Here is a 22939-nt window from a genome sequence, read left to right as displayed (position 1 = left end):
ATGCCAGTCAGTTAAGGCTTTTTGTAGGAGCGAGCTTGCTCGCGAAAAATTCACAGGCGCCGCGTTCATTCAGGAAGCACGCGTTATCGTTGGCGTTTTTCGCGAGCAAGCTCGCTCCTACAGGAGGCGATGTACGCTTAACTGACTGGCATTAGGGCTTGCCCCCGATAGCGATCGTTCAGAGGATGCATACTCATTTCAGCAGTTTGCCGCGCAAATCATCGGACAAACCCTTGGGCGCCAGCCAAATACCCAGGTAGGCCCTTGCCAGCGCGTCATTGCGGCTGCTGAACACCACCTGCCCATTGATCTCCAGATTCAGGCCACGGCCGGGGCGAAAGTCCAGGGCGTAGCGATCACCGCTGCGGATGTTACGAAAGCTGGCGTGCAACTGGTCAACTTCAATCCTCAGGCGAGGGCTGGCTTGCTGGCGCTCCAAGGTGGCCGTCGCCGCCTTGATCACATCGTTGCGGTCGATGTCGCGAAAGTAATACAGCACAAGGCGCAGCGGCTGTTGCGAGTCCCATGCCTGCCTGGCGCTCACAGTCTGCGGGGCATACAGCGCAGCCGCGTACACATCCGCCCAGAGGTAGGTGAACACCGTCTGGTTTTTCAGCGCCAGTCCATGGGCTTGCGCAGGAAAATCGGCTTGCCGGAGCCGGTCTGCCTCACTTGCATGCACCACAACCGAAAAAATCATCATTAAACAGAAAACGACATGCCGCATAATGGCCCGTCCTGCAAAGGTGCGTGTCAGCAGTGTAATGCCCGTTTCCTGTTCCTGTAGTAAAGGCAAAACTGGCCTACGACGCGACCAAGGGTTAATGTGCGCGGCGTTGAGCCTTATATAGACTGTGCCCCGGTTCACACACTTGAGCCAAATTGTCCTTCATGACCGCTGGCCGCGGCATGATTTAGCCAGGCGTCCAACCGTGCGCCTGGCCTGTTCTGAGGAGTACGCATGGCTGTCTACAACTACGACGTGGTGGTACTGGGTTCCGGCCCGGCTGGAGAAGGTGCGGCGATGAACGCCGCGAAGGCAGGGCGCAAGGTGGCGATGGTCGATAGCCGTCGCCAGGTCGGCGGTAACTGCACCCACCTGGGTACCATCCCGTCCAAGGCTTTGCGTCACTCGGTGCGCCAGATCATGCAGTTCAACACCAACCCGATGTTCCGGGCCATTGGTGAGCCGCGCTGGTTCTCGTTCCCGGACGTGTTGAAAAGCGCCGAGAAGGTCATCTCCAAGCAAGTCGCTTCGCGCACCGGCTACTACGCCCGTAACCGTGTCGACCTGTTCTTCGGCACCGGCAGCTTCGCCGACGAGCAAACCGTCGAAGTGGTGTGCGCCAACGGCGTGGTCGAGAAGCTGGTGGCCAAGCACATCATCATCGCCACCGGTTCGCGCCCGTATCGCCCGGCGGACATCGATTTCCACCACCCGCGTATCTACGATAGCGACACCATCCTCAGCCTGGGCCATACCCCGCGCAAGTTGATCATCTACGGCGCCGGCGTGATCGGCTGTGAATACGCCTCGATCTTCAGCGGCCTGGGCGTGCTGGTGGAGCTGGTGGACAACCGCGACCAGTTGCTGAGCTTCCTCGACTCGGAAATTTCCCAGGCGTTGAGCTACCACTTCAGCAACAACAACATCACCGTGCGTCACAACGAAGAATACGAGCGGGTCGAAGGCCTGGACAACGGCGTGATCCTGCACCTCAAGTCCGGCAAGAAGATCAAGGCCGATGCCTTGCTGTGGTGCAACGGCCGTACCGGCAACACCGACAAGCTCGGCATGGAAAACATCGGGGTCAAGGTCAACAGCCGTGGCCAGATCGAAGTGGACGAGAACTATCGCACCTGCGTGACCAACATCTACGGTGCCGGTGACGTGATCGGCTGGCCAAGCCTGGCCAGTGCGGCGCATGACCAGGGCCGTTCGGCCGCCGGCAGCATTGTCGACAACGGCAGCTGGCGTTATGTGAACGACGTGCCGACCGGGATCTACACGATTCCCGAGATCAGCTCGATCGGCAAGAACGAGCACGAACTGACCAAGGCTAAGGTGCCTTACGAAGTGGGCAAGGCGTTCTTCAAGAGCATGGCGCGTGCGCAGATTGCCGGTGAGCCGCAAGGCATGCTCAAGATCCTGTTCCACCGCGAAACCCTGGAAGTCCTCGGCGTGCATTGCTTCGGCTACCAGGCTTCGGAGATCGTGCACATCGGCCAGGCGATCATGAACCAGCCGGGTGAGCAAAATACCCTCAAGTATTTCGTCAACACCACGTTCAACTACCCGACCATGGCCGAAGCCTATCGGGTAGCGGCCTACGACGGCCTCAACCGGCTTTTTTGAGCGGCTCCGGCCGGTGGCCTGAGCCGGCCGGGGAGACCGATTTCAGTAATTCTCGAGGGTGGCAGTGGCCAAACCGGGAAAGTCTGTAATCAGGCTATCTACGCCGAAGTCGGCGAGCCTGCGCATCAGCGCAGGTTCGTTGACTGTCCACACGGACACGTGCAGGCCCTGGCGCTGGGCTTTTTCCAGGCGTTCGGGGGTGCACAACGTCCAGTTCAACGCCAGCATCTCACAGCCGTAGTTTTGCGCGACCTTCAGCGGGTCGAGCCACGCATATTCGGCGACCAGCCCGCGTGACAGGTCGGGGGTGAGTTCAACCGCCGCCTTCAACACTTCCCGCGAGCTTGAGGTCACGGTGACCTTGTCCATCAGGCCGAAACGCACGGCCATCTCACGAATGGCCAGCACGGTGGTCGCGGCGCGGGTGCGCGAGGCGCTTTTGACTTCCAGTTGCCAGTGATCGAAGTCGCACTGTTCGAACAGCTCTTCCAGGCGCGGAATCGGGCAAGGCTTGACCCAGCCCGGGCCGCCTTTGCGCGCGTCCATCTTCACCAGGTCTGCCGCCGAATACTCGACGACTTTGCCGCGCCGGTCGGTGGTGCGCTTGAGGGTCGGGTCGTGGATGACCATCAGCTCGCCGTCCATGGACAGGTGCAAATCCAGTTCGCAGCGGCGTACACCGTGCTTGAGACACGCCTGGAAGCTGGTCAGGGTGTTTTCCGGTGCTTCGCCTTTGGCACCGCGGTGGCCGTAGATCAGGGTCACAGTTGCTCCTTTACGCCAGGTTGTCTGGCAGGGTAAATACGAATTCAGGTGTCTTGGGCGTCGCTCTGTTCCCGTGCCAGGCGCCGTTCCTGCGCCTGTTTCTGCAGGATGTAGCGCGCCAGGAGCTGGCGTTGGGCATCGGTCATGGCTTCGAATTCCGTGCCGACGTCGAAGCCGGTGCCCTTGGAATCGCAATGGGTGACCCGCGCGCGCAGCAGCAGGCCGAGCGCCTGGGGCATCAGCACCAGCTTGACCGCCAGGTGCGCACCCACCGTCAGGGGGGAGGGGTGTTGGAAATCGATGCCGCCTTCGGAAATGATCACCGGCTGCGGGGCGCCGACCTCATCCAGCAGGCCGCGGGCCATGATTTGGCTGAGCAAATCCAGGCGTTTGTTCTGCACGCGGAGAAAGGCCACGAGGGTGCGATCCTTCTCGCTGAGCTGGCGCAGCAGGTGCTGGGCTTCAAATTCGCTCAGGTGCAGTTCACTGAGCAGATTGAACAGCGGTGAATCATCCAGCAACACTTCCTTGCTCGCCGCTTCGGGGGCAGACAGGCTTTTGATTTGGAGTGCGATCATGTCGTCGATACGGTAGTATTCGCGGCGCTCTTCTTCATCTAATGTCGACATGGCGAACCCCAGGTAACGGTAATGGTCTGAGTGTAAAGCTGCTTACCAGACCCCGCCACCGGGACGTCTTCTTTTCCTCCGAACAAGCCCCGACATGTTCAGACCTCTCTTCGTATTTATCGGCACGCGTTATACCCGTGCAAAACGTCGCAATCATTTTGTGTCGTTCATTTCCTTGACCTCGATGATCGGTCTCGCCCTTGGTGTGGTCGTGATGATCGTGGTGCTGTCGGTGATGAACGGCTTCGATCATGAAATGCGCACCCGCGTGCTGGGCATGGTGCCCCACGCGACCATCGAGGGCGATGCGCCCATCAGCGACTGGCAAAGCCTGGCCGCCAAGGTCAAGCAGAACCCCAAGGTAGTGGCCGTGGCGCCGTTTACCCAGATGCAGGGGCTGCTGACCAACGACGGCAAGGTGCAGAAAATCCTGCTCAATGCCATCGATCCGGCCCAGGAACGCAACGTCTCGATCATCGACAAGTTCATGTTGCAGGGCAAGCTCGACGATCTGGCCCCCGGCAGTTTTGGCATTGTCATCGGTGACAAGGCGGCGGCCAAGCTCGGCGTGGGCATCGGCGACAAACTGACCTTCGTCGCGCCGGAAGTCACCGTGACGCCGGCCGGCATGTTCCCGCGCATGAAGCGCTTTACCGTGGTCGGCACCTTCCACGTCGGCGCCGGCGAGATCGACGGCTACCTCGGCCTGACCAACCTCACCGACCTGGCCCGCCTGCATCGCTGGCAGCCGGACCAGGTGCAAGGCCTGCGCCTGAAGTTCAACGACCTGTTCGATGCCCCGCGTGGCGCCTGGGAAATCGCCCAGCACCTGGGTGAAAGCCAGTACTACGCCCGCGACTGGACCCGCACCCACGGCAACCTGTACCAGGCCATCCGCATGGAAAAAGCCATGATCGGCCTGCTGTTGCTGCTGATCGTCGCGGTCGCGGCCTTCAACATCATCTCCACGCTGGTGATGGTGGTGAATGACAAGAAGGGCGACATCGCCATCCTGCGCACCCTCGGCGCCACGCCGGGGCAGATCATGGCGATCTTCATGGTGCAGGGCACCGTGATCGGCGTGGTCGGCACCTTGATCGGCACTGCGGTAGGCATTTTGGCCGCGCTGAACGTCAGTGCCGCCATCGCCTTGCTTGAAAAGGTGATCGGCCACAAGTTCCTCAACGCCGACGTCTACTTCATCGATTACCTGCCGTCCCAGGTGCAAGCCCAGGACGTGCTGATGGTGGGCGGCGCCGCGTTGGTCCTGAGTTTCCTTGCCACCCTGTATCCAGCCTGGCGCGCGGCACGTACCCAGCCAGCACAGGCCTTACGTTATGAGTGAATCGGGCATGAGTGAAAAAGCAATCCTGAGCTGCCGCAACCTGGGCAAATCCTACGAGGAAGGCCCGGAGTCGGTCGTGGTGCTGTCCAACCTGCAACTGGAACTGCATCCCGGCGAGCGCGTGGCGATCGTCGGCAGTTCCGGTTCCGGCAAAAGTACCTTGCTCAACCTGTTGGGCGGCCTCGATACGCCGTCCCAGGGCAGCGTATGGCTGGCCGGTGAAGAACTGTCGGCCCTGAATGAAAAGGCCCGTGGCCAGTTGCGCAACCGCTCGTTGGGCTTTGTGTACCAGTTCCACCACCTGTTGCCGGAATTCACCGCCCTGGAAAACGTGTGCATGCCGCTGTTGATCGGCAAGACCGCGATCCCGGAAGCGCGCCAGCGTGCCAAGGCGTTGCTCGAGCGCGTCGGCCTCGGCCATCGCCTGGAACACAAGCCGGCCGAACTGTCCGGCGGTGAGCGCCAGCGTGTGGCGATTGCCCGTGCCCTGGTGAACAACCCGGGCCTGGTGATGCTCGACGAGCCCACCGGCAACCTCGACTCCCACACCGCCCAGGGCATCAAGGACTTGATGCTGGAACTGAGCACCCAGATGCGCACCGCGTTCCTGGTGGTGACCCATGACATGAGCATGGCCCGCCAGATGGACCGCGTGCTGCACCTGCAGGAAGGTCATCTGGTCGCCATCTGACCTGTTTCAAGCCCGGTGCCTGACGCCGGGTTTTCTATTTTTCCAACGGTGCCCGCGAATGTTCAGACCGTTATCGATTTTCATCGGCACGCGCTATACCCGCGCCAAGCGCCGCAACCGTTTTGTTTCGTTCATCTCGATGACCTCGATGATTGGCCTCGCCCTGGGCGTGCTGGCGATGATCGTGGTGCTGTCGGTGATGAACGGCTTCCAGCGTGAAATGAGCTCGCGCATCCTTGGCATGGTGCCCCACGCCACTATCGTCGGGGTGAACCCGATCGACGATTGGCAGCCGCTGGCCGCTGCGGCGATGAAAAATCCGCAAGTGACTGCCGCCGTACCGTTCACGCAGATGGACGGCATGTTCTCCTACAAGGGCGCGATGCAGCCGATTGAGATCAGCGGTGTTGACCCGGCCCAGGAAGGCAAGGTGTCGATCGTGGCCCAGCATATCGTGCAGGGCAAACTGGAAGACCTGAAGCCCGGTGAGTTCGGCGTGGTGGTCGGCGAAATCACCGCCCGGCGTTTTCGCCTGAATGTGGGCGACAAATTGACCCTGATCGTCCCGGAGATCAGCAGTGCGCCCGGTGGTATCACCCCGCGCATGCAGCGTCTGAACGTAGTGGGTATCTTCAAGGTCGGCGCCGAGCTGGATGGCTCCATGGCCTTGATCCACATGGCTGACGCCGCCGAGATACAGCATTGGCAGCCGAACCAGGTGCAGAGCGTGCGCCTGGCGTTGAAAGACCTGTACGCAGCGCCCAAGGTCTCGGCGGACATCGCCGCCAGCCTCGGCAGCGGCTACAAGCCCGATGACTGGACCCACACCCAGGGCAGCCTGTTCAGCGCGATGAAGATGGAAAAGACCATGATCGGCCTGTTGTTGCTGATGATCGTCGCCGTCGCGGCGTTCAACATCATCGCCACGCTGATCATGGTGGTGAACGACAAGGGCGCGGACATCGCGATCCTGCGTACCATCGGCGCCACGCCACGGCAGATCATGGCGATCTTCATGGTGCAGGGTACGGTGATCGGCATTGTCGGCACCTTGATCGGCGGTGTGCTGGGGGTGATTGCGGCGCTGAACGTGAGTGAGCTGGTGGGCTGGCTGGAACGGGTGAGCGGGCAGCATATCTTCAGTTCGGATGTGTACTTCGTCAGCAACCTGCCTTCCGAGCTGCAAAGTGGCGATGTGGTGCTGATTTGTACGGCCGGGTTTGTGTTGAGCTTCCTAGCGACGATTTACCCGGCGTATCGGGCGGCGAAGATTGAGCCGGCGCATGCCCTTAGGTATTCGTAGTCTTTAAGACCGCTATCGGGGGCAAGCCCCCGATAGGGCCGGCCCGGCTTGCATCAATTTCCCCTGGGCAACTCAATCACAAACCTTGTCCACCCCGCCGCGGATTCACAAAAAATCCTCCCCCCATGGGCTCGCACAATCGACTGGGTAATCGCCAATCCCAGCCCCGCATGCTCGCTGCTGCCCTCATGGCGCGCCGGGTCGGCTCGGTAGAACCGGTCGAACAGCCTCGGCAACACGTGCGCTGGAATACCTTCCCCGCTGTTTTCTACCGTCAGTGTCACGCCCCGTGCGCCTTCAACCATCCGCACGCGCACTTGGCCGCCGGCCGGGGTGAACCTGAGGGCGTTATCCAGCAGGTTCGACAGGGCCCGGCGCAGCATGCCGCAATCGCCGGCGGTTTGCGCGCCGCCTTCGCGTACCAGCGAGACCTGTGCGTCTTCTGCCAGCAACGCGAAAAACTCCAGCAACGTTTCCACTTCATCCGCCAGTACCAACGGCTCGCGCTTGGGCACCAGCAAGCCGTGGTCCGCCTTGGCCAGGTACAGCATGTCATTCACCAACTGCGCCATCCATTGCAGCTCTTCCAGGTTGCTGTGCAGCGCTTCGCGGTAATCCTCCAGGGGGCGCGGTTGGGTCAGGATGACCTGGGTCTGGGTCAGCAGGTTCGACAGGGGCGTGCGCAGTTCATGGGCAATGTCGGCGGAGAAGGCCGACAGGCGTTGGAAGGCGTCGTCCAATCGCCCGAGCATGGCATTGAAGGCCTGGGCCAATTCGGCCAGTTCCGCCGGCATTTGCTGTTGAGGCAGGCGCTGGGTCAAGGAGTGGGCCGATACACTGGCAGCCACTTCGCCCATGCGCCGCAACGGACGCAAGCCACTGCGTGCAGCCCAGGCGCCCAGCAGCGCGGTGGCCAGGGCCGACAGGCCGACGGTGAGCCAGATCAAATGTTGCATGCGTTGCAGGAAGTGCTGGTGATGGGTGATGTCGAGCATCAGGGTCAGTTGCGGTGAGGCGTGCTGGCCGGGCCTCAAGGGGGCGTTGTAGACGCGGTAGTCGGTGCCGGCGTTCTGCAGGGTGTGCAGGCCAGGCGCCTCGGGCAGGCTGACGCTTGGTGCATCGTCCAGCCAGCGCTGGCCGGCGGCGGTGATGCGCAATGTCAGGTCAGGCTGGCGATTGAGTTCGGCTCGCAGCTGCGCTTCGCGTTGGGCGAATGAGTCCAGTGATTCGACGCCCTGCAAGGTACTGCGCAGCGCCACCAGCTTGCTGTCGAGTTGCTGTTGGTCCAGCTCAATGAAGTGCGCCTCGCTGGCACGGTTGAACAGCACGCCGGCGAACAACGAGACCACCGCGGTGCACGCCGCAAACAGCAGGGCCAGGCGGCTGGCCAGGGACAGACGCGGGTTCAATGGCTGCGCTCCTCCAGCACATAACCCATGCCGCGCACGGTATGGATCAGCTTGGTGGGGAAAGGATCGTCGACTTTCAGGCGCAGGCGCCGGATCGCGACTTCGATGATGTTGGTGTCACTGTCGAAATTCATGTCCCACACCTGGGAGGCAATCAGCGACTTGGGCAGGACTTCGCCCTGGCGGCGCAGCAGCAGTTCCAGCAGGGAGAATTCCTTGGCGGTGAGGTCGATGCGCTGGCCGTCCCGTTCGACGCGGCGGCGGAGCAGGTCCAGGCGCAGGTCGGCCAGTTGCAGGGCGGTTTCCTGCGGCGTGCTGCTGCCACGGCGCAACAGGCTGCGTACCCGCGCCAGCAGTTCGGAGAAGGCAAAGGGCTTGACCAGGTAATCGTCGGCACCCAGTTCCAGGCCGTGCACCCGGTCTTCCACGGCATCCCGGGCGGTCAGAAACAGCACCGGGATCTCCAGGCCGGCACTGCGCACCGCTTGCAGGATTTGCCAACCGTCGCGACCGGGCAGCATCACATCCAGGATCAACAGGTCATAATCGCCGGTCAGCGCCAGGTGCTGGCCGCTGGTACCGTCGGCCACCAGTTCGGTGGTAAAGCCCGCCTCGGCCAGGCCTTGGCGCAGATAGTGGCCGGTTTTCGGTTGGTCTTCGACGATCAGCAATTTCATGGGCGGCTCTTGGCAACAGTTCACGAGGGGCTTTATACCTTGGGTGCCAGGGGAAGGGCGCAACCTGACAAAGTTGTAATCTAGCAGTCAGCTGGCTGGCAGCGGCGCACTCTTAGAGTGCTGTCCAAGCAGGTTGCACACTTTTTGGAGAATCGAGATGGCATTGCGTACACCCCTGTTGTTGGCGGGCTGCCTGTTGGCGTTGAGTTTCAATGCAATGGCGGATGCGGCCCATACCTACGCGTTCGGCCAGCCGGCACCGGCGGATAAGGCCACACGCACCGTGGAAGTGACGCTGCAGGACATTTCCTTTTCGCCCAAGTCGCTGGACGTCAAGGCCGGTGAGACGGTGCGCTTTGTACTGGTCAACAAAGGCCAGTTGCTGCATGAATTCAACCTCGGTGACGCGGCGATGCACGCCGAACACCAGAAGGAAATGCTGCAGATGCAGGCCAGCGGCATGCTCACCTCCACGGGTATGGGCAAGATGGATCACAGCGCCATGGGCCACGGTGAAATGGGCGGCATGAAACACGACGATCCCAACAGCGTGCTGGTGGAACCCGGCAAGACTGCTGAGCTGACCTGGACGTTCACCAAGGCCACCGGCCTGGAGTTTGCCTGCAACCTCCCCGGGCATTACCAGGCGGGCATGGTCGGCAAGCTGACCGTTGAGTAAGGCGTTTCTTAAGGGCGGGGGCAAAGGCTGGTAGACTGGCGCGGTTTATTTAGCCAGGTTTCCGCCATGCATCCCGCAGCCGAACATTCGCCGCTGGGCAAGTCCAGTGAATACATTTCCACCTACACCCCTTCGTTGCTGTTCCCGATTCCACGCGCCGCCAAGTGGGCCGAGCTGGGCCTGAGCGCCGAGACCCTGCCGTACAAGGGCGTGGACTTCTGGAACTGCTTCGAGTTGTCCTGGCTGCTGCCGTCGGGCAAGCCGGTGGTGGCCATCGGTGAGTTCAGCATCCCGGCCGACTCGCCGAACATCATCGAGTCCAAGTCGTTCAAGCTGTACCTCAACTCGCTCAACCAGACAGCGTTTGCCGATGTGCAAAGCCTGGAAGCGACCCTGCGCACCGACCTCAGCGCCGCCGCCGGCAAGCCTGTTACCGTGCGTATCCGCAGCTTGGCCGACATTGAGGCCGAAGGCGTGATGGCGTTGCCGGGCACGTGCATTGACGATCTGGATATCAGTGTCAGCAACTACGAACACCCGCGCCCGGAGCTGCTGCGTTGCGATGACTCGCGCATTGTCGAGGAGAGCGTGCACAGCCACCTGCTCAAGTCCAACTGCCCGGTGACCAGCCAGCCCGACTGGGGCAGCGTGGTGGTGGAGTACCGTGGTTCGGCGTTGGATCACGGGAGTTTGCTGGAATACCTGGTGAGCTTTCGCCAGCACTCGGATTTCCATGAACAGTGCGTGGAGCGCATCTTCCTTGACCTGCAGCGTTTGCTGAAGCCGGAAAAGTTGACGGTGTATGCGCGCTATGTGCGGCGCGGCGGGTTGGATATCAACCCTTACCGCAGCACTGAAGATGTGGCGTTCCAGAACGTGCGCCTGGCCCGTCAGTAAACAAAGATGGGAGGGGGCGAGCCCTCTCCTACCTTTTGGTTCTGCGCCTGGCTTGGGCTCGGGTCAGATCCCCATATTGCCCAAGGTGATCATGATATTGCGCAGTGTCCCGGAAATCACCGGGTGCTCAGCGTCGAACTCTATGGCAGCTTGGCTCACATCGTCGGAAATACTCGGCGTCTGAGTGGCCGGTTCAAGTTCAAGTTGCAATTCAAACTTGGCAATCAAGGCTTGCAGCGCTTCACGTTTTTCTTCCGACAGCGGCGGTTCCTGTTCCAGCTGCCCGCGCAGGATCTCGACCTGTTCTTCCAGTTTTTTGCGATCAGGCATGACGTTCTTCCTTTTATCGATAGGCACTGGCATAGACCACGGCACGCCGTGAAAGGTCTACGGACTGACCTGTAGATTAATCCACGGGCGCCGACTGTGCATGATCTCGATCAGGGCTTCTCGCCTTTGAGCTGACGCAGGCTGATGTCGGCCAGGCAGGTGCCGAGTTCACCGAGGTGATCGATCACCGAGTGGACCCCCAGGCCATAGAGCTCAACGGTGGCTTTGCCGCGCTTGTGCTCGCGTTCCTTGTCGCTCAGCGCCTGCCACTGCTCAGGCGCCAGGCCGCACAGCGAACCACAGGAGGCCAGGCCAATGGTCCACAAGCCGGCATTCAGGCCCGATTGCAACAGGCGCGGTTCGCCACTGACCAGTACGCAACCTTCCAGGCGTTCAATGTTGAGTTCCATCAAGGCTTGCCAGCAGGCATGAGGGGCGGGCCAGCGGATGGAGGAGGGGGATGCGGCCTTGAGCCAGTTGGGCAGTACGGCGGCCAGTGGTGTGGTTACCGAAGGCGGCAGTTCATCCAGCCAGGCACAGGGGACGCCTTGTTCCTTGAGGCTGCGCAGGATTTTCAGGGCGCCGGGTGTGGCTTGGGAGTCCGGGGAGGGGGAATCGGTGCGCGCCCGGGAACCAAAGTCCACCAGGCAACCACTCAGGCCAAACAGAACAGCAGTCAAGGCGGGCGCGTTGGCGATGGCTATCTCGGCGTGAGGCATGTCGACATCCCTGAAATAGCTGTGACGCTATCGGGGCAGGATGACAAGCAGATGACAGCGGGGTAATTGTAGGAAAATTGTCCATTTGGGTTAGGACTATTCCTAGCAGCTGCCTAATTGGACACTTCCGTCATATACTGACGGCCTTATTCAGGGCATAGCGCCCATGACAGACCATTCAAGGAGCAAAAGCTATGCGCTGGAGCCACTACTTCGCTCAGCTATCGGTGTGTGCCACTGTCCTGCTGGCGCCTTTCGCTGCACAGGCTGCATCGGAAGATGATCCATGGGAAAGCGTCAACCGCCCGATCTTCACCTTCAACGACACCGTTGATACCTACGCCCTCAAGCCATTGGCCCAAGGCTATCAGTGGATCACCCCGCAATTTGTCGAAGATGGTATCCATAACTTCTTCCGCAATATCGGTGACGTCGGCAACCTGGCCAACAACGTGCTGCAGCTCAAACCCCACAATGCCGGGGTCGACACTGCGCGCTTGCTGGTTAACACCACGTTCGGCGTGCTGGGCTTTATCGACGTCGGCACCAAAATGGGGCTGCAACGCAGTGATGAAGACTTTGGCCAGACCCTCGGTTACTGGGGCGTGGGCAGCGGTCCCTACGTGATGATCCCGCTGCTGGGCCCGAGCACCTTGCGTGATGCACCGTCCAAATACGTGGACAGCTACACCCAACCGTACCGCTATATGAACGATATCGGCTGGCGCAACAGCACCATGGGCCTGAACATCGTTGACACCCGTGCCAGCCTGCTCGACAGCGAGAAACTGATCACCGGCGACAAGTACACCTTTATCCGCAATGCCTACCTGCAGAACCGCGAGTTCAAGGTCAAGGATGGCAAGGTCGTCGACGACTTTTAAGCTGTGATGTTTTGAAATGAAAAAAAGGCGACCCTGGCGGTCGCCTTTTTTGTGCGCGGGTTTCAGCGCATTTTCAGGATCCTAAGCCCGAGTTGTTGCTCGTCGCCCACGGTTTTGGTCCAGACCACTTCCGTGTCAGCCTCCAGGCCCTTGAGCGCCGCGTGCTCTGAATCAATGCGCACGGTGAGCAGGTCTCCCACGGCGAACTGGCGCGGTGCCTGCACCTGCATCCCGGAGCTGGAAAGGTCCACGCAAACCCCGGCAAACTCCTGGCCTTCGTGGAGCAAAGATACTTCGGCATCCACCCGCATGCGGATGAAATCGCGTTTTTCGGCGTAGTCGCGCTCGTGTTCGCCCATCGGTTCCATCCTTACTTTGTGTTGTGGTCTTGGCTGTTCTTATAACTCCCGGTGATTTGCGATGTAAAGACGCCCGGCGACCATCGGCATGAGCTTGAAACCCCCGGCGGATGGGAGTACCGTCTGCGCCTTAGAAGGGCACCTCTGCTTTACAGTTGTGCATGGGAAAAATCCCATTGCGTTGTAGTACAGAGAGGCTAGAAAGCGAATCCAGTACGTGAGCCCGGCCATTGCCGAGCCACCTACGCCAACCTAATTCTGGCGCCGTTTGCCCACATGCAAAAAACCAGTGCCACGCTGCTGATAATCGATGACGACGAAGTAGTGCGCGCGAGCCTTGCGGCCTATTTGGAAGACAGTGGCTTCAGCGTCCTGCAGGCCAGTAATGGCCAACAGGGTCTCCAGGTATTCGAGCGCGACCAGCCCGACCTCGTGATCTGCGACCTGCGCATGCCCCAGATGGGCGGCCTGGAGCTGATTCGCCAGGTGACCGAGCTTGCCCCGCAGACGCCGGTGATTGTCGTGTCCGGTGCCGGCGTCATGAACGATGCCGTCGAGGCCTTGCGTCTGGGCGCTGCCGACTACCTGATCAAGCCCCTCGAAGACCTGGCGGTACTGGAGCACTCTGTGCGCCGCGCCTTGGATCGTGCGCGCCTGCTGGTCGAGAACCAGCGCTACCGCGAAAAGCTCGAAACCGCCAACCGCGAACTCGAAGCCAGCCTTAACCTGCTCCAGGAAGACCAGAACGCCGGTCGCCAGGTGCAGATGAACATGCTGCCGGTCAGCCCCTGGACCATCGACGAATTCCAGTTTGCCCACCAGATCATCCCGTCGCTGTACCTGTCGGGTGATTTTGTCGACTATTTCCGAGTAGACGAGCGGCGTGTCGCGTTCTACCTGGCCGATGTCTCCGGCCATGGTGCTTCCTCTGCTTTTGTTACCGTGTTGTTGAAGTTCATGACCACACGGCTGTTGTTCGAATCCAAGCGCAATGGCACCTTGCCGGAGTTCACCCCCTCCGAGGTGCTGGGTCACATCAACCGTGGCTTGATCAGCTGCAAGCTGGGCAAGCACGTGACGATGGTGGGTGGCGTGATTGATGAAGAAACCGGTCTTTTGACCTACAGCATCGGCGGCCACCTGCCGATGCCTGTTTTATACACTCCCGACAGTGTGCGTTACCTGGAAGGGCGTGGCCTACCCGTAGGCTTGTTCAATGAAGCCACCTACGAAGACCACATCCTGGAGCTGCCGCCGACGTTCAGCCTGACGCTGATGTCCGACGGCATCCTGGACCTTCTTCCAGAGCCTACACTCAAAGAGAAAGAAGCCGCCTTGCCCCAGAAGGTCAAGTCGGCGGGCGGCAGCCTGGATGGCCTGCGGCAGGTTTTTGGATTGGCCACGCTAGGGGAGATGCCGGATGATATCGCCCTATTGGTGTTGAGCAGGAATCTTTGATGAGTACCGGAAGAATCCAATTCGCCGAGCAAGACGGGACCTTCGTCCTGAAGTTTGTCGGTGAAGTGCGCCTGACCTTGTGTTCGGCGCTGGATGCGACGATTGAGCGGATTTTCACGGCGTTGAATTTCTCGGCGATCGTGATCGATCTGACTGAAACCCGCAGCATCGATAGCACCACCCTTGGGCTGTTGGCCAAGTTGTCCATTCTGTCCCGGCAGAAGGTCGGCCTGTTGCCGACCGTCGTCACCACCCACGAAGACATCACCCGTCTGTTGCAGTCCATGGGCTTCGACCAGGTGTTCAACATCGTTGATCGCCCGATCCCGTGCCCGGAATGCCTCACCGACCTGCCGTCCCAGGACCAGTCCGAGGAAATCGTACGGGTCAAGGTGCTGGAAGCGCACAAGATCCTGATGGGCCTCAACGAGTCCAACCGCGAAGCCTTCCACGACCTCGTCAACGCCCTCGAGCGTCACTGATCCCAGGGATCGCCTGCACGTAGGGGACAACAGAGCAAAAAAAGGGCGGTACCCTCACAGGTACCGCCCTTTTTGCCGCCTGCGCCGTTTACAGCTTGGCGGACAACAGTGCCTCAAGCTTCTCCTGGTCCCGGGCAAACTGACGAATCCCCTCCGCCAGCTTCTCAGTCGCCATCGCATCCTCGTTGGACTCCCAACGGAACTGCGCTTCAGTCAGATGCACTCGCGCTTCTCCGGCGTGCCCTGGCGACAACTTGCGTTCCAGCTTGCCGTCATCCGCCGCCAGCTTCTCCAGCAGGTCCGGGCTGATGGTCAGGCGATCACAGCCGGCCAGCTCTTCAATCTGGCTCAGGTTGCGGAAACTCGCACCCATCACCACGGTCTTGTAGTCATTAGCCTTGTAGTAGTTGTAGATGCGTGTCACCGACTGCACGCCGGGATCATCAGCGCCGGTGTAGTCGTTGCCATTGGCTTTCTTGTACCAGTCGTAGATACGGCCTACGAACGGTGAAATCAGGAACACGCCGGCTTCTGCGCACGCCACCGCCTGGGCAAATGAGAACAGCAGGGTCAGGTTGGTCTGGATGCCTTCTTTTTCCAGCTTCTCCGCCGCGCGGATGCCTTCCCAGGTGGACGCGATTTTGATCAGCACGCGGTCACGGCTAACCCCAGCTTTGTCGTACAGGTCGATCAGACGGTGCGCGCGCTTGAGTACGGCATCAGTGTCGAACGACAGGCGGGCATCCACCTCGGTGGAGATGCGTCCTGGCACGACCTTAAGGATCTCCTGGCCCACGGCCACCGCGAAACGGTCGCTGGCCAGGCCGACATCACCGTTGCAATCCTGCACGCACTCATCCAGCAGCTTGGCATAGCCTGGAATCGACGCGGCCTTGAGCAGCAGAGAAGGGTTGGTAGTGGCGTCTTGGGGCTTGAGCTTGGCGAGGGTAGAAAAATCGCCGGTATCGGCTACGACAGTAGTGAATTGCTTGAGTTGTTCCAGCTTGGAAGTCATGGGCGTGCTCTGTCCTATGGGTCTGATGACATTACCCGAGCGCTGGCAGGCGCTCAAGGGCGCAAATGCGTTCGATCGTTTGCGAGGGCAACAACCTGAAAACAGCCGTTTGAATGCCCGGCGGTACTGCTGAATAGGAGGCCAAAACCGCCAGCAGGTTCAACCCAATTGCCCCATGACTGGACACTCAGCGTCCTTCTAACAAAGCGCCGGCTTGATCCAGCAACGCCAGCGGATCACTGGCCTTGTGAATATCCACTGACAATAACTGCCGAAACTTCCTCGCCCCCGGAAACCCCGTCCCCAATCCCAGCACGTGGCGGGTTATATGGTGCATCGTCCCGCCGTTCGCCAAATGCTCCGCAATATAGGGTCGCAACTGCGCCAACGCCTCCGCCCGACTGATCACAGGCTGCGCGCTACCAAACAACTGCTGATCCACCTTCGCCAGCAGATACGGATTGTGATAAGCCTCACGGCCCAGCATCACCCCGTCAAACGTCTGTAAATGCTCATGGCATTGCTCCAACGTCTTGATCCCGCCATTGAGAATAAACTCCAGCTCAGGGAAATCCTGCTTCAACTGCGCCGCCACGTCATACCGCAACGGCGGAATGTCGCGGTTTTCCTTCGGCGACAAGCCCTCAAGAATCGCAATCCGCGCATGCACGGTGAAACTGGTGCAGCCGGCGTCCTTCACCGTCCCGACGAAATCACACAACTGGGCATAACTGTCCCTGCCGTTGATGCCGATACGGTGCTTCACCGTCACCGGAAGCGACACCGCATCACGCATCGCCTTCACACAATCGGCCACCAGGGCCGGGTGAGCCATCAGGATCGCGCCGATCATGTTGTTCTGGACGCGGTCACTGGGGCAGCCGACGTTCAGGTTCACTTCGTCGTAACCGGCAGCCTCGGCCATACGGGCGCAGGCGGCCAGGTCTGCGGGGACACTGCCGCCGAGCTGGAGCGCGAGCGGGTGCTCGGCTTCGTTGTGGCGCAGGAAGCGGTCATGGTCGCCGTGGAGGATTGCGCCGGTGGTGACCATCTCGGTGTAGAGCAGGGCGCGTTTGGAGAGCAGGCGCAGGAAGAACCGGCAGTGGCGGTCGGTCCAATCCATCATCGGGGCGACGGAGAAGCGGCGGGAGAAAGTAGCAGTGTGTAGGGACATTGGGGATCTGAGTCAACGAGGCGAATTGGGCGCAGTTTATCAGGGATGGATCTAGGCTGTGGGAGACGCTTGTTTTGCGGTATTCACCACTTCGAACGCGGACATTGCCGTGTATGGAATATGCCGAGGATTTACAGGCGATCACTGCGAGCCCGACATGCGATCAGGTAGGACCAGTTGGCTACTGCCCATTCGCGGTTGTGTTTGACCCGGCCTCCGTCGATCAACCAGCCGGCAACCTGAACCCTCCCTGTCCCCCAGCAAAGTTTCATAATTCCTTCCGCCGTTGAGGTCTACGATCTTTCTCAAGAGAAGCCCCCACGGTCCAGTCCACAGGGAACTGAAAAAATGATTTCGAACCTCGTCAAAGTCGTGATGATTACGAGCACGTTGCTGTTGGGCGCTTGTTCTTCGGGTGCGCCGGGCATGAGTGGCGACCCTTGCTTTTCAGGCGGATGCCAGGCGTTTGGTGACCACAGCTCCAGCAAGGCTGCCAAAACCAATTTTGGCGGCAGTGGCCTGGGGAGTAGTTATGGGGAATATGGGACGGGGTTGTTGCATGATGATTGATGGCGCATATGGCCCGGCGTGGGAGGTGAGTCAGCTCGTTACCACAACCCCATTATGGAAAATCTCGCGCCTGGCGCGGCGGCTGATGTTCTCATGTTTGCTTGAGGTGTAGATTTCGTCAAAACGACGGCGATCAATGCCGTCGTAGTTGCCAAGTTCTTGCAGCACCCTCCGGTCGTAATCCTCTTCGATCATGAACCGGAAAATTTCCCGCCGATAATAGAACCCAAATTGAAACGCCAGTACCTCGGTCAAGTAGTCCGTTGGCGTGAGAAAGCAGTTTTCCAGGTCGATGGCCTTGGCGTGCGTCGGCTGCTCCAGGTTGATCATCACATTGTTTGCCCAGAAGTCCATATGCACCACGCCTTTGCTGTGCAGGCAGTGCAACAGTTTGAACGACGCGGTGATCAGGCTCTGGATGTCACGCTCCTGCTTGAGCCATTCCAGGCCATTGAGGTGGCCCTCCAGCATCTCGGTAAAGATGAAGAATTCCTGGATCAGGCCAAGCGCTGACTTTCGATAACCGAACCCATATAAGCCAGCAACCGGCGCACCGCGTTTCTGGGCGCCGAGGGTGTTGATGACTTCTTCGACCGGCCAGTCAAACGCACCGTCCCGCTTGGCGCGCCCGAAGGTCACGCGCAATTTGGGCCTGAGGCTGTCCAGCGGCTGGGATTTAGCGAACAGGTTGGCTTCCATCCCTTTGAGCGGTGCGCTGATGCGATCTGTCAGTTGGTGGCGCGTGTCGATCAGGTCCTGAATCGCCTGTTGCGTTTTGTGGTCGGTGGTGTCGGTGGTGAAGATCGTCGCATTGCGATGAGTGAGGGTCGTCGGAAAACTTTGCAATACACCTGTGTCAGGAAAGCTCAAAACACGTCCTTGTCATTGGGAATAAATATGACGGATATGTTACAGCTTGTGCTTATTGGATCCAACCTGAACTTTACCTGAACGGAAATGAAATAGTCTCATTGCGCCGATTATTCACTGTTCATGGCGATTGAAATGTGCTGATAGCCCTGGGGCTTGAGCTTAATGCCCTCCCTGCATCCGCCGTGCTATCAGATAAATGCCCAGCCCGACCAGTGCCGTCGCCGCGCCGATGTAGCCGGTGCTGGTCCAGCCAAACCCAGCCGTAATCGCCATCCCGCCAAACCATGGTCCCAGCGCATTGGCCAGGTTGAACGCCGCATGGTTGGACGCTGCCGCCAGGCTCGGTGCTTCGTGGGCGATGTCCATCAGGCGGATCTGCAGCGGTGCGGCCAACGAGACCATGGTGCCGACCAGGCCCATGCTCAGCAGCACGCCCCATAGCGAGGCCGCCGCGAAGGGGAAGAACAGCAACACGGCCATCGACCACACCAATATCCAGCCCACGGCGCGAAACTGCATGCGATCAAACAGCTTGCCGCCGGCGATGTTGCCGATAATCCCGCCCACGCCGAATGCTGCCAGCCCAAATGGAATCCACTGGGGGGATACCTTGGTTACTTCCAGCATGGTCGGTGCCAGGTAACTGAACACGCAGAACATACCGGCAAAGCCGATGGCGCCAATGGACAGCGCCATCCACACCTGGGGTTTGGTGAAGGCGCGCAGTTCCTTGCGCGGGTCGCTGCGTTGTTCGTCGTGGCGATGGGGCACAAATTGCCAGACCAGGGCGATGGTGCACAGGGCGATCACGCTCACCAGTGCAAACGCCGAGCGCCAGCCCAGGTGCTGGCCGAGGAAGGTGGCGATAGGATTGCCGAGCAGCATCGCGAGGGTCAGGCCCATCATTACCCGCGCCACGGCGCCGGCGCGTTTGTCGTTGGGCACCATGCTCGAGGCGACCACGGCAGCAATGCCGAAGTAGGCGCCGTGGGGCAGGCCGCTGATAAAGCGGAACGCCACCAACGAGCCGAAGGTCGGGGTGAACGCAGTGGCGAGGTTGCCCAGGGCATACAGGCCCATCAGCAACAGCAGCATGTGTTTGCGCAGCAGCTTGGCGCCGAGGATGGCCAGCAGTGGGGCGCCGACCATGACGCCGAGGGCATAGGCGCTGATGGCGTGGCCAACCTGGGGTTCGCTTAAACCCAGGTTTTGCGCGATGTCGGGCATCAGGCCCATGATGGCGAATTCGCCGGTACCGATCGCGAAGGCGCCCACGGCCATGGCGGCTTCCATTTTGGCGGCGCTGCGCGCGGGCAGTACGTGCCCGGGAGTTTGGTGGATAGACATGGATCGCTCTGTGATGAAAGGTGGTACGAGGGAGTGCGTCGATGCTACGCAAGCAGCGACGAAGGAGTCTAGAACAGCCTTTTGCCCGAGAGTTCCTGCCCTGTGACCTCAGGTCGCGCTTGCCACACTTGACACTCGCGCGTTAAAACCGGCGATTTAGAGTTGTCAATTGGTCAAACGACGCATAAACGCCGTGTGGCGTGATATTCTGCGCGCCGTCTTGGTCTGGTCTTTCCCCGGTACGTACACCCGTATACGTCCCGGCGTTTGGCTGTCGCCCAGGTAGCTGAAGCCAATAATGATAAGAAGTCAGCGCAGAAGGGACATAAAAGTGAGGTCGATACGTCGGCCTTGTGTGCCCACCCTGCGGTCCCCGAGTGAATGTGCAAACCCCGCGGTGCGTTGCCTGGCGCAGCGTGATTGAGGGTTGCCCATGATCAGGGGCGGTGGGGCGGATGGCGTTTTATCATAGGTGCTACTGATGTTTAAAAAAGTAAACACTGCCCTGCTGGGGCTGGCTTTGTCGATGGGGATCACGTCCGTTCACGCGGAAGAGACAAAGAAAGTCGATGTGCTGCTGATCGGCGGCGGCATCATGAGTGCAACCCTGGGTGTCTGGCTCAATGAGCTGGAGCCGGGCTGGTCGATGGAAATGGTCGAGCGCCTCGATGGCGTCGCCGAAGAAAGCTCCAACGGCTGGAACAACGCCGGTACCGGTCACTCGGCCCTGGCTGAGCTGAACTACACCCCGGAAGACAAGAACGGCAACGTTGAGATCCCGAAAGCGGTCGAGATCAACGAAGCGTTCCAGATCTCCCGTCAGTTCTGGTCCTGGCAGGTCCAGCAGGGCGTGCTGAAGAACCCGCGTTCGTTCATCAACTCCACGCCGCACATGAGCTTTGTGTGGGGCGATGACAACATCAAGTTCCTCAAGAAGCGCTACGAAGCCCTGCAAGCGAGCCCGCTGTTCGCCGGCATGCAGTACTCCGAAGACCCGGCGCAGATCGCCAAGTGGGTTCCGCTGATGATGGAAGGGCGTGACCCGAACCAGAAAATCGCGGCCACCTGGAGCCCGCTGGGTACCGACATGAACTTCGGCGAGATCACCCGCCAGTTCGTCGCTCACCTGCAAACCACGCCTAAGTTCGACCTGAAACTGTCGAGCGAAGTGCAGGACATCACCAAGAACGCCGACGGTTCGTGGCGTGTCAGCTACAAAAACCTGAAAGACGGCACCAAGACTGAAACCGACGCCAAGTTCGTGTTCATCGGCGCGGGCGGCGGTGCACTGCACCTGCTGCAAAAGTCGGGCATTCCTGAAGCCAAGGAATACGCTGGCTTCCCGGTCGGCGGCTCGTTCCTGGTGACCGATAACCCAACCGTCGCCGAGCAGCACCTGGCCAAGGCCTACGGCAAGGCTTCGGTTGGCGCGCCACCGATGTCGGTTCCGCACCTGGACACCCGCGTGCTGGATGGCAAGCGCGTGATTCTGTTTGGCCCATTCGCCACCTTCTCGACCAAGTTCCTGAAAGAAGGCTCGTACCTGGACCTGCTGACCAGCACCACCACCCACAACATCTGGCCAATGACCAAAGTCGGTATTCGTGAATACCCACTGGTCGAGTACCTCGCCGGCCAACTGATGCTGTCGGATGACGACCGCTTCAAGGCGCTGCAGGAGTACTTCCCGAACGCCAAGCAATCCGACTGGCGCCTGTGGCAGGCCGGCCAGCGCGTGCAGATCATCAAGCGTGACGAAGAGCAGGGCGGCGTCCTGAAACTCGGTACCGAGGTGGTCAGCTCCGCCGACAACACCATTGCAGGCCTGTTGGGTGCATCGCCAGGCGCGTCCACCGCGGCTCCGATCATGCTGACCGTGCTGCAGAAAGTGTTCAAGGACAAGGTTGCGACCCCTGAGTGGCAGGCAAAACTGCACCAGATCGTGCCTAGCTACGGCACCAAGCTGAACGACAGTCCTGAGGCTGTTGCCAAGGAATGGGCCTACACCGCCAATATCCTGCAACTGCCTGCACCGCCTGTGATTCCGCAAAAGGCTGCTGTCAAGGCGCCCGAGGCTGCCAAGCCTGCGGCTGAGCCGAGCAAGCCGGCGTCTGACCTGGCGCTGTAAGCCGCTGGGGAGGTCCTGGGTCAGGACCTTGCCGGTAACAAAAAGCCCGCTGAACCGGTAACGGTCAGCGGGCTTTTTCGATGCGTGTCTAACGGCGGGTGCGTTCGACAGGCGGCAGTTCAACCGTACGCTCGGCGGCGGCCAGCGCTGCTTTCAAGCCAGCCTGGTCCAGCGGGACGCAATAGGCAGGCTTGCCGCGTTCCAGCCGCCAGCTGTCATCCAGGCTGCCGGCATCCACGGCGTCGAAACCCAATTCGTCGAGTAGCGTGATGACGCGTGCCTTCGCTGCGGCGTCATCCGCTGCCACCGGCAACGCCCGGCGGTCGGGGGCACCGTGGGGGCGCGCGTCCTGCGTCAGGTCGGGAGCGAAGATCGCGTTGAACACTTTCACCACATGTGAATGGGGCAGATGCTCGGCGAGCAACCGGCTGGTGGTGGATTCGAAGCGATCCAGTACCGGGATATGGCCGTCGCGGTTCGGGTAGTAATTATTCGCATCCATCACAGTCTTGCCCTCCAGCCATTGCGCCGGGACGCTGCGGTAATGCTCCAGGGGGATCGCCACGAGCACCACATCGCCGAATTTGGCGGCGTCGTCGGCACTGCCCACCTGCACGCCGAGTATGCCGCTCACTACGCTGCTCATGGTGTGGGGGCCACGGGAGTTGCTCAACATCACTTCGTGCCCGGCCGCCAGCGCCAGTTGGGCCACGGCGCGCCCGATAAAGCCTGCTCCAATAACACCAATCTTCATGGTCTTGCTCCAATGAATGGGGGAGCGGTTATGATGATTGGCAACCAATCGGCGATAAATCGTCGTTTTAGTGTGGATGTTGTTACTGGGAGTAG

Annotated in this window: 24 protein-coding genes; 11 read left to right on the top strand and 13 right to left on the bottom strand. The window is 60.3% G+C overall.

The window, feature by feature from the left end; all coding sequences use genetic code 11:
- Nucleotides 1-193: 193 nt before the first annotated feature.
- A complete protein-coding gene (locus tag PspCFBP13509_RS00205) occupies nt 194-727 on the bottom strand; it encodes a chalcone isomerase family protein (RefSeq protein ID WP_065928154.1) in 534 nt (177 codons plus the stop codon).
- 234 nt (nt 728-961) lie between these two features.
- Between PspCFBP13509_RS00205 and sthA the strand changes: the two genes are divergently transcribed.
- Nucleotides 962-2356 (top strand): Si-specific NAD(P)(+) transhydrogenase, encoded by a 1395-nt coding sequence (gene sthA / locus PspCFBP13509_RS00200; protein WP_005786183.1) that lies wholly within the window; start codon nt 962-964, stop codon nt 2354-2356.
- Nucleotides 2357-2398: 42 nt separating this feature from the next.
- Here sthA and PspCFBP13509_RS00195 read toward each other — a convergent pair whose 3' ends face one another.
- Together PspCFBP13509_RS00195 and PspCFBP13509_RS00190 are read right to left on the bottom strand one after the other, a co-directional pair.
- Entirely contained in the window at nt 2399-3121 is a 723-nt protein-coding gene (locus PspCFBP13509_RS00195) for a glycerophosphodiester phosphodiesterase (protein ID WP_027604230.1), read from the bottom strand.
- 44 nt (nt 3122-3165) lie between these two features.
- Nucleotides 3166-3750: a PilZ domain-containing protein gene (locus tag PspCFBP13509_RS00190; RefSeq protein ID WP_065928153.1), complete on the bottom strand. Its 585-nt coding sequence runs from the start codon at nt 3748-3750 to the stop codon at nt 3166-3168.
- 94 nt (nt 3751-3844) lie between these two features.
- Between PspCFBP13509_RS00190 and PspCFBP13509_RS00185 the strand changes: the two genes are divergently transcribed.
- Genes PspCFBP13509_RS00185 through PspCFBP13509_RS00175 form a run of 3 tightly spaced genes read left to right on the top strand, consistent with a single transcriptional unit; the run spans nt 3845 to nt 7089 of the window.
- Nucleotides 3845-5095: a lipoprotein-releasing ABC transporter permease subunit gene (locus PspCFBP13509_RS00185; protein ID WP_027604228.1), complete on the top strand. Its 1251-nt coding sequence runs from the start codon at nt 3845-3847 to the stop codon at nt 5093-5095.
- 7 nt (nt 5096-5102) lie between these two features.
- Entirely contained in the window at nt 5103-5786 is a 684-nt protein-coding gene (lolD, locus tag PspCFBP13509_RS00180) for a lipoprotein-releasing ABC transporter ATP-binding protein LolD (protein WP_024074097.1), read from the top strand.
- A 58-nt stretch (nt 5787-5844) separates the two neighbouring features.
- A complete protein-coding gene (locus PspCFBP13509_RS00175) occupies nt 5845-7089 on the top strand; it encodes a lipoprotein-releasing ABC transporter permease subunit (RefSeq protein ID WP_065928151.1) in 1245 nt (414 codons plus the stop codon).
- A gap of 53 nt (nt 7090-7142) precedes the next feature.
- On the opposite strand, the gene PspCFBP13509_RS00170 is transcribed toward PspCFBP13509_RS00175, so the two are convergent.
- Nucleotides 7143-8498, bottom strand: coding sequence for a heavy metal sensor histidine kinase (locus PspCFBP13509_RS00170; RefSeq protein WP_137211412.1), 1356 nt, complete (start codon nt 8496-8498; stop codon nt 7143-7145).
- Nucleotides 8495-9175, bottom strand: a complete 681-nt coding sequence (locus PspCFBP13509_RS00165) for a heavy metal response regulator transcription factor (protein WP_027604224.1) — start codon at nt 9173-9175, stop codon at nt 8495-8497. The genes PspCFBP13509_RS00170 and PspCFBP13509_RS00165 overlap by 4 nt, the downstream gene beginning before the upstream one ends.
- A gap of 157 nt (nt 9176-9332) precedes the next feature.
- Between PspCFBP13509_RS00165 and copI the strand changes: the two genes are divergently transcribed.
- Both copI and queF read left to right on the top strand, forming a co-directional pair.
- On the top strand, nt 9333-9854 hold the full coding sequence (gene copI, locus PspCFBP13509_RS00160; RefSeq protein WP_065928149.1) for a copper-resistant cuproprotein CopI: 522 nt from the start codon (nt 9333-9335) through the stop codon (nt 9852-9854).
- 66 nt (nt 9855-9920) lie between these two features.
- A complete protein-coding gene (queF, locus tag PspCFBP13509_RS00155) occupies nt 9921-10751 on the top strand; it encodes an NADPH-dependent 7-cyano-7-deazaguanine reductase QueF (protein WP_065947404.1) in 831 nt (276 codons plus the stop codon).
- A 63-nt stretch (nt 10752-10814) separates the two neighbouring features.
- Here the strand turns inward: queF and PspCFBP13509_RS00150 are convergent, their stop codons facing one another.
- Together PspCFBP13509_RS00150 and PspCFBP13509_RS00145 are read right to left on the bottom strand one after the other, a co-directional pair.
- A complete protein-coding gene (locus tag PspCFBP13509_RS00150) occupies nt 10815-11081 on the bottom strand; it encodes a DUF4404 family protein (RefSeq protein WP_065928147.1) in 267 nt (88 codons plus the stop codon).
- Nucleotides 11082-11191: 110 nt separating this feature from the next.
- Nucleotides 11192-11800: a phosphatase gene (locus tag PspCFBP13509_RS00145; RefSeq protein WP_065928146.1), complete on the bottom strand. Its 609-nt coding sequence runs from the start codon at nt 11798-11800 to the stop codon at nt 11192-11194.
- 194 nt (nt 11801-11994) lie between these two features.
- On the opposite strand from PspCFBP13509_RS00145, the gene PspCFBP13509_RS00140 reads away from it, so the two are divergent.
- Nucleotides 11995-12684, top strand: coding sequence for an MlaA family lipoprotein (locus PspCFBP13509_RS00140; RefSeq protein ID WP_027604219.1), 690 nt, complete (start codon nt 11995-11997; stop codon nt 12682-12684).
- A gap of 62 nt (nt 12685-12746) precedes the next feature.
- Here PspCFBP13509_RS00140 and PspCFBP13509_RS00135 read toward each other — a convergent pair whose 3' ends face one another.
- Nucleotides 12747-13043, bottom strand: coding sequence for a PilZ domain-containing protein (locus PspCFBP13509_RS00135; RefSeq protein WP_065947405.1), 297 nt, complete (start codon nt 13041-13043; stop codon nt 12747-12749).
- 276 nt (nt 13044-13319) lie between these two features.
- On the opposite strand from PspCFBP13509_RS00135, the gene rssB reads away from it, so the two are divergent.
- A complete protein-coding gene (rssB, locus tag PspCFBP13509_RS00125; protein ID WP_027604216.1) occupies nt 13320-14501 on the top strand; it encodes a two-component system response regulator RssB in 1182 nt (393 codons plus the stop codon).
- Complete coding sequence (rssC, locus tag PspCFBP13509_RS00120) at nt 14501-14983, top strand: anti-sigma factor antagonist RssC (protein ID WP_010212025.1); 483 nt, start codon at nt 14501-14503, stop codon at nt 14981-14983. The genes rssB and rssC overlap by 1 nt, the downstream gene beginning before the upstream one ends.
- Nucleotides 14984-15071: 88 nt before the next feature.
- On the opposite strand, the gene tal is transcribed toward rssC, so the two are convergent.
- Both tal and dusA read right to left on the bottom strand, forming a co-directional pair.
- Nucleotides 15072-15998 (bottom strand): transaldolase, encoded by a 927-nt coding sequence (gene tal, locus PspCFBP13509_RS00115; RefSeq protein ID WP_065928144.1) that lies wholly within the window; start codon nt 15996-15998, stop codon nt 15072-15074.
- Nucleotides 15999-16185: 187 nt separating this feature from the next.
- Complete coding sequence (gene dusA, locus PspCFBP13509_RS00110) at nt 16186-17172, bottom strand: tRNA dihydrouridine(20/20a) synthase DusA (protein WP_065947406.1); 987 nt, start codon at nt 17170-17172, stop codon at nt 16186-16188.
- A 348-nt stretch (nt 17173-17520) separates the two neighbouring features.
- Here dusA and PspCFBP13509_RS00100 point away from each other — a divergent pair, with 348 nt between their 5' ends.
- Complete coding sequence (locus PspCFBP13509_RS00100) at nt 17521-17742, top strand: hypothetical protein (protein WP_083221170.1); 222 nt, start codon at nt 17521-17523, stop codon at nt 17740-17742.
- A 30-nt stretch (nt 17743-17772) separates the two neighbouring features.
- Here PspCFBP13509_RS00100 and PspCFBP13509_RS00095 read toward each other — a convergent pair whose 3' ends face one another.
- A complete protein-coding gene (locus PspCFBP13509_RS00095; RefSeq protein ID WP_065947407.1) occupies nt 17773-18612 on the bottom strand; it encodes a lipopolysaccharide kinase InaA family protein in 840 nt (279 codons plus the stop codon).
- A 162-nt stretch (nt 18613-18774) separates the two neighbouring features.
- On the bottom strand, nt 18775-19962 hold the full coding sequence (locus PspCFBP13509_RS00090; protein ID WP_065928141.1) for an MFS transporter: 1188 nt from the start codon (nt 19960-19962) through the stop codon (nt 18775-18777).
- A 481-nt stretch (nt 19963-20443) separates the two neighbouring features.
- On the opposite strand from PspCFBP13509_RS00090, the gene mqo reads away from it, so the two are divergent.
- Complete coding sequence (gene mqo, locus PspCFBP13509_RS00085) at nt 20444-22090, top strand: malate dehydrogenase (quinone) (protein ID WP_065928140.1); 1647 nt, start codon at nt 20444-20446, stop codon at nt 22088-22090.
- Between the two features lie 88 nt (nt 22091-22178).
- On the opposite strand, the gene PspCFBP13509_RS00080 is transcribed toward mqo, so the two are convergent.
- Nucleotides 22179-22892, bottom strand: coding sequence for an NADPH-dependent F420 reductase (locus PspCFBP13509_RS00080; RefSeq protein WP_256097801.1), 714 nt, complete (start codon nt 22890-22892; stop codon nt 22179-22181).
- Nucleotides 22893-22939 lie beyond the last annotated feature (47 nt).

Source organism: Pseudomonas sp. CFBP13509 (assembly GCF_005233485.1).
GTDB lineage: Bacteria > Pseudomonadota > Gammaproteobacteria > Pseudomonadales > Pseudomonadaceae > Aquipseudomonas > Aquipseudomonas marginalis.
This window is presented reverse-complemented; position numbering and strand designations above follow the sequence as displayed.

Bases quoted from the DNA above. Each gene is read 5' to 3' on its own strand.
- PspCFBP13509_RS00205 (WP_065928154.1), bottom strand. From the start codon at position 727: ATGCGGCATGTCGTTTTCTGTTTAATGATGATTTTTTCGGTTGTGGTG.
- sthA (WP_005786183.1), top strand. From the start codon at position 962: ATGGCTGTCTACAACTACGACGTGGTGGTACTGGGTTCCGGCCCGGCT.
- PspCFBP13509_RS00190 (WP_065928153.1), bottom strand. From the start codon at position 3,750: ATGTCGACATTAGATGAAGAAGAGCGCCGCGAATACTACCGTATCGAC.
- PspCFBP13509_RS00185 (WP_027604228.1), top strand. From the start codon at position 3,845: ATGTTCAGACCTCTCTTCGTATTTATCGGCACGCGTTATACCCGTGCA.
- lolD (WP_024074097.1), top strand. From the start codon at position 5,103: ATGAGTGAAAAAGCAATCCTGAGCTGCCGCAACCTGGGCAAATCCTAC.
- PspCFBP13509_RS00175 (WP_065928151.1), top strand. From the start codon at position 5,845: ATGTTCAGACCGTTATCGATTTTCATCGGCACGCGCTATACCCGCGCC.
- PspCFBP13509_RS00165 (WP_027604224.1), bottom strand. From the start codon at position 9,175: ATGAAATTGCTGATCGTCGAAGACCAACCGAAAACCGGCCACTATCTG.
- copI (WP_065928149.1), top strand. From the start codon at position 9,333: ATGGCATTGCGTACACCCCTGTTGTTGGCGGGCTGCCTGTTGGCGTTG.
- queF (WP_065947404.1), top strand. From the start codon at position 9,921: ATGCATCCCGCAGCCGAACATTCGCCGCTGGGCAAGTCCAGTGAATAC.
- PspCFBP13509_RS00150 (WP_065928147.1), bottom strand. From the start codon at position 11,081: ATGCCTGATCGCAAAAAACTGGAAGAACAGGTCGAGATCCTGCGCGGG.
- PspCFBP13509_RS00145 (WP_065928146.1), bottom strand. From the start codon at position 11,800: ATGCCTCACGCCGAGATAGCCATCGCCAACGCGCCCGCCTTGACTGCT.
- PspCFBP13509_RS00140 (WP_027604219.1), top strand. From the start codon at position 11,995: ATGCGCTGGAGCCACTACTTCGCTCAGCTATCGGTGTGTGCCACTGTC.
- PspCFBP13509_RS00135 (WP_065947405.1), bottom strand. From the start codon at position 13,043: ATGGGCGAACACGAGCGCGACTACGCCGAAAAACGCGATTTCATCCGC.
- rssB (WP_027604216.1), top strand. From the start codon at position 13,320: ATGCAAAAAACCAGTGCCACGCTGCTGATAATCGATGACGACGAAGTA.
- rssC (WP_010212025.1), top strand. From the start codon at position 14,501: ATGAGTACCGGAAGAATCCAATTCGCCGAGCAAGACGGGACCTTCGTC.
- tal (WP_065928144.1), bottom strand. From the start codon at position 15,998: ATGACTTCCAAGCTGGAACAACTCAAGCAATTCACTACTGTCGTAGCC.
- dusA (WP_065947406.1), bottom strand. From the start codon at position 17,172: ATGTCCCTACACACTGCTACTTTCTCCCGCCGCTTCTCCGTCGCCCCG.
- PspCFBP13509_RS00100 (WP_083221170.1), top strand. From the start codon at position 17,521: ATGATTTCGAACCTCGTCAAAGTCGTGATGATTACGAGCACGTTGCTG.
- PspCFBP13509_RS00090 (WP_065928141.1), bottom strand. From the start codon at position 19,962: ATGTCTATCCACCAAACTCCCGGGCACGTACTGCCCGCGCGCAGCGCC.
- mqo (WP_065928140.1), top strand. From the start codon at position 20,444: ATGTTTAAAAAAGTAAACACTGCCCTGCTGGGGCTGGCTTTGTCGATG.